General features: G+C 46.3%; 3 protein-coding genes and 1 tRNA gene. 1 reads left to right on the forward strand and 3 read right to left on the reverse strand.

Going from position 1 to position 8,897, the window contains the following annotated elements; translation table 11 throughout:
* Window positions 1-140 precede the first annotated feature (140 nt).
* The 3 genes from DSD30_RS21670 to DSD30_RS19715 all read right to left on the reverse strand — a co-directional run bounded on the left by DSD30_RS21670 (window position 141) and on the right by DSD30_RS19715 (window position 5,984).
* Window positions 141-227: transfer RNA gene (locus DSD30_RS21670), tRNA-Ser, on the reverse strand.
* An 89-nt stretch (window positions 228-316) separates the two neighbouring features.
* The gene (locus DSD30_RS19710; protein ID WP_114011464.1) at window positions 317-4,057 is read right to left on the reverse strand and encodes a capsular polysaccharide export protein, LipB/KpsS family; all 3,741 of its coding nucleotides are present in this window, start codon (window positions 4,055-4,057) and stop codon (window positions 317-319) included.
* A 1-nt stretch (window position 4,058) separates the two neighbouring features.
* The gene (locus DSD30_RS19715; protein ID WP_157967791.1) at window positions 4,059-5,984 is read right to left on the reverse strand and encodes a glycosyltransferase; all 1,926 of its coding nucleotides are present in this window, start codon (window positions 5,982-5,984) and stop codon (window positions 4,059-4,061) included.
* A gap of 340 nt (window positions 5,985-6,324) precedes the next feature.
* On the opposite strand from DSD30_RS19715, the gene DSD30_RS19720 reads away from it, so the two are divergent.
* A complete protein-coding gene (locus DSD30_RS19720) occupies window positions 6,325-8,640 on the forward strand; it encodes a glycosyltransferase (RefSeq protein WP_114011466.1) in 2,316 nt (771 codons plus the stop codon).
* The last annotated feature ends 257 nt before the right edge of the window (window positions 8,641-8,897 follow it).

Below are 8,897 nucleotides of genomic sequence, written 5' to 3' on the forward strand. Positions count from 1 at the left end.
GCTTTGAGAAAGGGGCCGCTCGATTGATCACGAAGAAGGAGGGCTTGGGAAAGAACAAGCCGTGAAAACCCTATGAAAACTATTTGAAAACCGCGGCTATGAGCGTTCCCATAATAGTCTCTAAGCCATTGAAAGAGTGATGGAGCGGGTGAAGGGAATCGAACCCTCGTCGTAAGCTTGGGAAGCTAAGACAGATCATTGATTTTAAAGGTTTGGTTTTCACTCGCTCCAATTAATGGGTCGAATTTCAACGAAATAGATCGGAAGTTTTCGGCTGGAGGCCCACAAAAACCTTGACCTGCGCCCCGAAAACTCCTCAAGATTTTGGCACAAGAAAAGGCTTGTTATTCGAAATTCTCCGAAACAGAGGATATTTTACCTCACGAAGCCTTCTCCGGACGTTTTTGTTGCCTGGCAGCTGCTCACACGCAATCTCCAAATGAGGAATTGCCTCGAAAGGTCTGTTTAACTTAATCAAGACTTCAGCTATACATCGTCTAATCAAAGCATCGTGCGTCTTTGTTTCAATTGCTTTCATGAAATGGATCAAGGATCCTTTATACTTCCCTGCATGGAAGGCAGCCAAGCCCTTACGATAATCACTTTCACTTGCAGGAGGTGACTTCTTCTTGGATGAGCTGTGTTGATTTTTCTTGCCACAATTGCGTTGGTAAGCTTCGGCAATAAGCTCATATTCTTCAATATCAATCACAAAGGATGTATCCATTTCGATCTTTGGCTTATAATTATCAAACAATTTACCATCAGAACGCCCAAGAAAAATTTTAGCAATCATCGCGTTTGAGTTTTGGTACTGAGCCAAAATATGCTCGCTTTGTTTGGTTGTTAGAAGCCAGGGTCGACCAATCTCGAGGTTTCGTTTGGCCCGCCCTTCAGAAATTCCTACCGTAACTTCTTCAATAAATCTGAAATAGTGGCCTCTACTTTCAAAATGAAGCTTGTTGAATTGCCGTACGATACGAATATGGGAATTTTCGAGCGGGAACGCATTGCTTTTGTCTTCGGTTGGTTGAGGCAGAGCCAATAATTGCGGTAGATCGAGTGCATAAGAAAAATCGGAAAGTAAATCGCGATCCACCATTTGAGACCGCTCGAAAGGGCGAACAATGATTTTGCTGGGATCCAGCTTTTGCGCCCAAAGTTGTATTATGGAATGGTAGTCCAACCGCCTTTTGGTGATGTCACTCTCTAACCAATCAGCCATTGTTGAATCGACACGTCCCACTGCACCACCAGCAACGAATTCTGCATATTGAGCATTGGCCCACTCATCCTGGCGGCGAAGATAAGTAATCATGCTCACGTCAAAACCATCAAAATAGTCAACCAAAGCTGGTGCTTTCTCATTCAAGAAAAAGGCTTCACTTGATATAATTATGGTATGAATTGGGTTTTTCATTTTACTGAAAATAACTAAACCTTCTTCAATCAATTCTCGCAGCTCTCTTTTCCCTTGCACTGCTGCCGGAGCAAAATGCGCGTGACCGGCCTGCTTATGTGGCCGCGCCGCCTGCCAAAAAAGGCCAAAAGAAGGATACCAAATACCTTGCCGCAGCAGTTCGGGACGATTCTGTTCCATCAAATGCTGCAAATAAGTGCTGCCGGTCTTGGTCGATCCGATATGGAAAATAACGCGGATCCTGTCATGCCGGTCAGTCTTTGCAAGGCCAGACGAGGCTTCTTTGATTGCGGCAACGACCTTGTTGCCCGGTTTGATCTTGTCATTGCGGGCATAGAGATTGAGCGCCGACAGGAAATGGCGCTCCGTTTCCGATTTCGGTTCGGACAGCAAGTTCTCGTAAAGGGTCTGCTGATCTATGGGTTCGAGATTGGTTGCAATGTCGACAAAGTCCGGTCGATCAGCAAGGATCGCGGCATAGAGCAGTCCGTAGGCGTTGGCGTCGAGATGGGGTTGAGAAAGCTGGATCGGATCACGGCTCAGCTGGTCCGGACTCATACCAATAGGTTCGAATACCCGCTTTATCCGGGCAAGAAAGGCTTGATTGTCGTCAGCGGCCACACCTGACTGTACCAGTTTGTAGGCAAAGCCACGAAAGAGAAATTGTAAATATTGCGCGACAGTGAAACGAAGATGATAGGCATAAGGATGGTCTTGGCCAAATGCTTCATTTCCAACCAAAAGCTTAATCGTATGCTCCAGATTCTCCATCTGAAGATCGTAATCCCTTGAATTTTTTTGTCTTCTAGCAGTGGAATCTTTCCGAATTCTATATACGAATGCTTCGCTGGAAGAAGTCGAGATTGATTTTGCCCTTACTAGGGCTTTTGTTAAAAATGGTCGTTCTTCCCATTGTGTATTAACAAACTTGATATTGTTTTCCTTCAAGAACTGAAGCCGGTAAAGCCAAAGACAAAAGTGCCTGCTATGCAAAAGAACTGGGCTTTTGTCAAAGGTTGTCTTGGATAAATTCTCCTCAAAAAAGTCTTCCGTTTTATCTCTATTGTACTTTATGAAATTCCCATTGGTGTCTTCTATGCGTTCAATCAGTTTTCGCCCGCGCACCATATCGCTAGTATCGGATATTGCTATTTCGTAGACCGTTTCAAGATGCGTAGTTGAAGGGAAATAATCGTCGGGATCCAGGAACCAGACATATTCACCCAGAGCAGCCTCAAGCCCCCTGTTGCGGGCAAATCCCTGGCCAACATTTTCCTGCAACACGATGGGTTTGATGCGGGGATCCTCTGCCGCCATCCTGTCGATAATGGCCTGACTGTTGTCGGGACTGCAATCATTGACCGGAATGATTTCCACCTCACGCAAGCTCTGGCGCTGGATCGACTGGATCGCTTCCTCGATATAGGCCTCGACACCATAAACGGGAAGAATGACGGAGACTTTTGGCTCCGATGCCACCTCTTGCATGGTTCCGGGTAGCGTGACCGGACGATTGGCTTCGATATAATCGAGCACATCCTCGATCTCGCTTGGTGCTGGTTTACCCGGAACATGATAGATGGTGTACCAGATGTAGAAATAGTGAAAAATCTCTTCGAGCGTTCTCGAACGGTGCCGATATGGGATTTTCTGACGATCATCGGTCAGGCCCCAGCCGGCATAGAAGGGGGCGCCAAAACAGATCACTTCCTTGCCCGCCAGCAAGGCTTCCAGCCCCATGCCACTGGTGCCGACATAGACCTTGTCAACCAGTTCGAACAGGCAAAAGGGATTGATCGGATCACGCAAGATACGCACACGGCCATCATTCTTCAGATGATTGTAATATCCAACCCGTTTGCCTTCTTCCCACACCGTATCGGGATGGGTCTTGACGAGGATCTCGGAATCGGGATTTTCGCGAATTGCCGCCAGAAGCATTGCCTCGAAATGGATCTCATCTACCTTGCCATAGATGGTAGAAGCATCAGCAAAGCTTTGATCGACGACCAGAACTCGGCTTTCATAACCCTCGGTCATGGTTGGCTGATGGATGGGCTGGGAATTATATTTGCTTATCTTACGCTCGCAGATGCGGTTGATGACAGTTCGCGCCCGAGAGGTCTCTTCATCACTGAGCATTTTGCTGCTGTTCAAACGATGAATCAGGCGATTGGGATAGTCGGCCATGAAATAATGGCTGATATCGTCATATACATATCCCAGACAAGCCGAAACGGTATCCTTATTGTTAAACGAATGAGACCAACTACTGGTAGATGCAAGGAATCCTTGTTCAAAAAGAATAATTCTGGTATCGGTTTTGGCGCGATTAAAAACCCTTGTTGCCCCTTTGTGTGACTTTTCCGGTTCGGGATATAAGGTGCCGAGAGCCAGGTAGGTTGAGGCGTTGTGCCATCTGGGTTCTCCCATATGGGCACTTTCGGGAAACAAAAGTTTCAAATGAGCACCGTATGCGTCCTCAAGCGTATTTTTCGTGTAACCAATACCAATTGGTTCATCCTGCAGCGATAATATTTCCTCACGAATGTCAATTTCTTCAGGAACGGCTTCTTTTTGCTGAATTTCGATCAAATCCAAAAAATTTAAATAGGCATCTTTATGATTTGCAGTCATTTCAGCAATCCCTAGCTATTTTTTTGAAAGGAAAAAACTTTTCGCCAAAAACATCGTCGATAAGTTTCGTTTGAAGATAGGACTGGAGATTCGGTTTCCTGATGCCGTCATATTCATCAATTGCCAGAAGGAACAAATTCTCCCATTGCGTAAATACCACGTCCTGAGAGAATTCCTTGTCGAATTTCTCTTTTGAGTATTTTCCCATTTCCGTGCGAAGATCTTGATCGTTCATAAGCTTGAGCAAATCTTCTCCCAGCGAGCCCAAAGCCCGCCCGCCCGAGGCGAGAATGCCATTCTTGCCATCCTCGATCTGGACATTGATGCCATTGCAAAGCGCATATCCGACCATGGGCAAGCCGTGAGCCATTGCTTCCAGACCGGTCATGGGGAAACCCTCATGCAGCGAGGGCAGGACGAACAGGTCGGCATCGACATAGTGTCTGTAGGGCTCGTCCGTGTGACCGACAAACTCCACCTTGTGCTTGATAGAGAGTTCCCTGGCCAGGGCTTCCAGATCTTTTCTCAGCCCTCCGCCACCGACTACTTTAAGTTTCCAGTCAGGCACCTGTTCGTGGATGCCAGCAAAGGCGTGCAGAAGAGCCGACAGGTTTTTTCGAGGAACCAGGCGGGCAACGGTAATCAGGGTATATTGATCCTTGATCTGGCCCGGATTCGCCTTCACCCCCGGTGTCGGGATGGTGTTGGGAACAATTGTGATCTTGTCCTGAAGGCACATTGGCAACGTGGACTTGAAAGCATCTACCAGGAGATGCAGGCGTGTGGCGCCACTGAAATAGATCTGCCTTTCCTCATCGGAGAATGTGCCTACACGTTGAGGAAAAGTCGGATCGATATGTTCTGACAGAACAATCGGAACATCGAGTTTCATTGCGCATTTCACATATCGTCCGAATGTCCGGTTCATATGCAACCCGACGATAAGGTCAGGAGCGATTTGCGCCATCTTGATTTGCATGACCTGATTATTTTGAGGGTTATCTTCTTCGGGCAGATGGTGCATCCCAATATCGGGATGCAACGGCCATCGGGACGGGGCCTGGTCATTGTCAAATGTTAGAATATCGACATGATGGCCCTTATCAGCCATGGCATTAGCCATCATGTGCCCGACATTTTCTGTTCCGCCTCGGCCTTTGGTAATCCATGGCACAAAAAAGGCGATTCTCATCGGACCGGTGAAGGAGGAAAGTGTACCCTTGGCCGCTTTGGCATCTTTCGGCGGGATTTGCCACAGCCAGTTGACCGAATTGATATTGCCGTCGAAACCCTGCCCGGCATCAAACCCTTTCGGAAAAAGCTTTTTCTTGGCAAGAAATTCGATATCTCCATTGGCAAAGTGCAAATCCCCTTGGGGCAAAGGGCCCGCCCCTTTGCTGACCGAACCAAACAGATTGTAGCCATGCCGCACAAAGGATCCGTTCGACAAGTCAAAGCCCGCCACCGCAAGGACATACATCAGGTTTCCAATGTTCCAGCCTGTATTGACATGGCCGCCAACCACCGCGTGCTTAAAGGGTGGAACGCTGATAAACAGCTTGCCGTCCGGCTTTAGGATCCGGCGAATTTCCTCCAACGCCCTGCCCATATTCATTACATGTTCAAGGACATGGGCGCACCAGATGGCATCAAAGCTTTCATCTTCAAAAATGCTCATGTCACAAATATCGACATCATGATGGATCCGGATCCCGTCAGGCAGGGAACTTCCTTGTTCGAAATAGGCATCCACATTGAAACCTGTAGCTTCGACCTGCCAACCAGCTTCGCAAAACGCTCGTGATGCTTTACCACTCCCCATACCTATATCAAGAATTTTCCCTTTTTTTGGAAAGCGTACAATAACCTCACGCAAAATATCATTCTGCCCGTTTATTGAAACAGTGCATTGAGTACGTCCATCCACAAGCTAAACTCCCATCAAATACTATCATCTCATCTTAACAGGGAAGGAGATAATGTTAATACAGCCGCATCCATACTCAGGCAAGAACATGAGCTTTATGCAACCATCAATAGCATTAATTGACTTCTGTCATCAAACCATTAGATGTTTTGCAATGAAAAAAATGGTTAGCAAGTTGGCAGTTTAGCATATAGGGTCTCCGTAAAGGGAACTGGCTTACCCGTAAATCTGACAAAGCACCCGCTTAATTCGTGTTCGAGCGAAGGCGAACATGATTTCTGAAAGCAACAGACACCAGCTTCACATATAACTCAACAAAACACCTTCACAGAAAAATCTCATGTCGGAAAACACACCCCCGAGTACATTACGCTTTCTTGCCCTCGGAAATCCTAAAGCAGCTGCCTTTACAAGCCTATCGTCAGCATTAACTGTACTGGGCGAGATCGATTTTCGCCACGAAAACGAGTTCGCATCTCTTGTTGATGTAAGCAATCTAGTCGTAGAGAAGAACTACAAAGCGATTCTGTTCCCAAATCCATATGGCAATGAAACGAGACTCAAGATCTATCGCTATTGTCGCGCCTTAAAAATTTCTATCATTGTTTTTGATCGAGGCGGTCTTCCGGATAGTTGGTATTTTGATGTCGGTTTCAATGCAGATAGCCCCTCCTATGATGCAGAAAACTGGGACCAACCGCTTTCTAAGGAGGAAAGCGACGATGTTCAGGCATATCGGCAGCAGCTCGTCTCTTCTGACAAATGCCTCGAAGATCAAGGAGCGCGCATAGGGGTAGAAGCATTGAGAGCACAAATGGGGCTTCAGGGTAAAAAGATACTGTTTGTTCCTTTTCAACGGCCTGCAGACACAACAGTGCGCTATTTTAAAGGAGAGTTTGGCAGCTTCGAGAGCTTTGTTGATAAGATTGAACAGATATCCGCCTCATCCGAATTGAAGAATGCGGGCTGGGTGGTTGTTTGCAAAAAGCATCCTTTGGAAGAGATAAGGCCCAAAGCCGGACTAAGCTTTGCCCCAGACGATACACATATTCATGACCTGCTAGAATTATGCGATGCTGTGTGCCTGATTAACAGCGGAGTTGGTTTGCTCGCTTCTTTGTTTGATAAACCTGTTTATCACTTTGGCGAAGTCTATTATGGACATGAAGGACTTAACAGACCAGTCAACGAAGCCCGAGACGTTATTCAGGCACTTATGTCCTCTTTGCTAAAGGTATCCTCTGAAACGCGCGATCGTTTGCTCAACTATCTGGTGAATAGGATATATTCATTCGGGAATTTCCATACTGAGCGGGTGCGTCAGAAAGACGGTAGTTTCAGGAACATCACCAGACGTATCGATTTCACGTCTCTGAGATTTCCCGATCTTCAGGATTGTTCAGATAGAAAACGTGTCCTATGCATCACTCCAGTCATTCCCCATCCTGTCAATCGGGGCTCGGCGCAGCGGACGAGCCAAGTGCTGCATGCGATGCGGGAGCTAGGTTATTTCATTGATGTAGCCGTTCTGAATCGTAGTGAGCGTGATACGTCCTCAGAAGATCTTGCTTATCGGCTAACCAAAGAGTTTCCTGGTTGTCGATTTTTAATCGAACGGCATCCAAGCTTTACTAAAGAGCAGAGCAAAATGCCGTTCGCGATTGGGGCTGCGATTAAGAAAATTCAGGCCATCAAGAGCTTCATTCACAAAAATCCATTCTCAGTAACAAATAATGACGAATGCCCGCCCAAGTTCAAAGAGATGGTTACGTCGGCGGCGAAGTATGGCTCTTACGACGTCGTTTTTTTTAACTATATCAAAATGACTATAGACGATGTGATCAAAATGGAACTCCATGCAATAGCAGATATGCATGACATCCAAACAAACAGAATAAGAAAGGATGTGGCACCACATTGGCCCAAATTGCTACGCCCTCTTCTCATTAATAGATATAAAGCATCTGAAAAGGCAACACTTAGGAAATACGACAGCTTGATCTGTATTTCTCCCGTTGAGCAAGTAGAAGTAAAAAAGGAATATGCACCTAATACGCCCACGCACTTTTTGCCCGTTACTTTCTTCCGGCGCACAGAAGTGAACGTAGGTTCAGACTACAAATATGATTTGTTATTTGTTGGCTCCAACTCTGATGCCAATGCGGATTCGGTTTTGTGGTTCCTCAAAAATGTATGGCCGAGAATTATCACGTCGCGTCCTGACACAACATTTTTCATACAAGGTGCTATCGGCCGAAACAAAAACCTAATCCTTTCAAGAAAATCTCTTGTTGCAGCTGACAATATTTATTCTGAAATCTATGTTAAAGACCTCGAAGACACTTATAAACAAGCGCGTTTGGTCATTAGTCCGACTACCAAAGGGACAGGAATGAAGGTGAAGGTGATTGAAGCCCTTCATTATCACAAGGCGCTGATTGGCACCGATGTCGCGTTTGAAGGTATTGAGATCACGTCCGGCGTTGACGCAATTTGTGCTAATACAGCAGAAGGTTTTACCGCGCAGATTTTGTTTTGCCTGAACAACCCTGACAAGCGCAAAGAATTAGAGGCTGGTGCGCAATCTTTGTTTGAGCGCAAATACAGTTTCGAGTATGCAAAAAAAGAGATTCAACGCATCATCACAAGCACATAGTTTGATGCTCTGATAGAGGTTCTTGCGGAAGGTGACCCGATATAATACATCCCATACAGAATTTGGTTGCTGCTCCCCTTGAGAGCGATAATGTTCTCAGGTGGATCAACCCGAAGAGGAGAGCAGCTAGCCCGTCTTATGCATGAAGGTCGGGAATTTGGCTGGCGAATGTAGTGTAAATGGTTGATTTGTTGTAGGATTTGGTTGCTTACACCTATCCATTCCATCTCGCACACACAGCCACATTCGCCATGACC

Origin of the sequence: Cohaesibacter intestini, from assembly GCF_003324485.1 — a bacterium.
Taxonomy (GTDB): domain Bacteria; phylum Pseudomonadota; class Alphaproteobacteria; order Rhizobiales; family Cohaesibacteraceae; genus Cohaesibacter; species Cohaesibacter intestini.

What these genes read in the sequence shown, in the direction of transcription:
- DSD30_RS19720 (WP_114011466.1), top strand. Translation starts at nt 6,325, where the DNA reads ATGTCGGAAAACACACCCCCGAGTACATTACGCTTTCTTGCCCTCGGA.
- DSD30_RS19710 (WP_114011464.1), bottom strand. Translation starts at nt 4,057, where the DNA reads ATGACTGCAAATCATAAAGATGCCTATTTAAATTTTTTGGATTTGATC.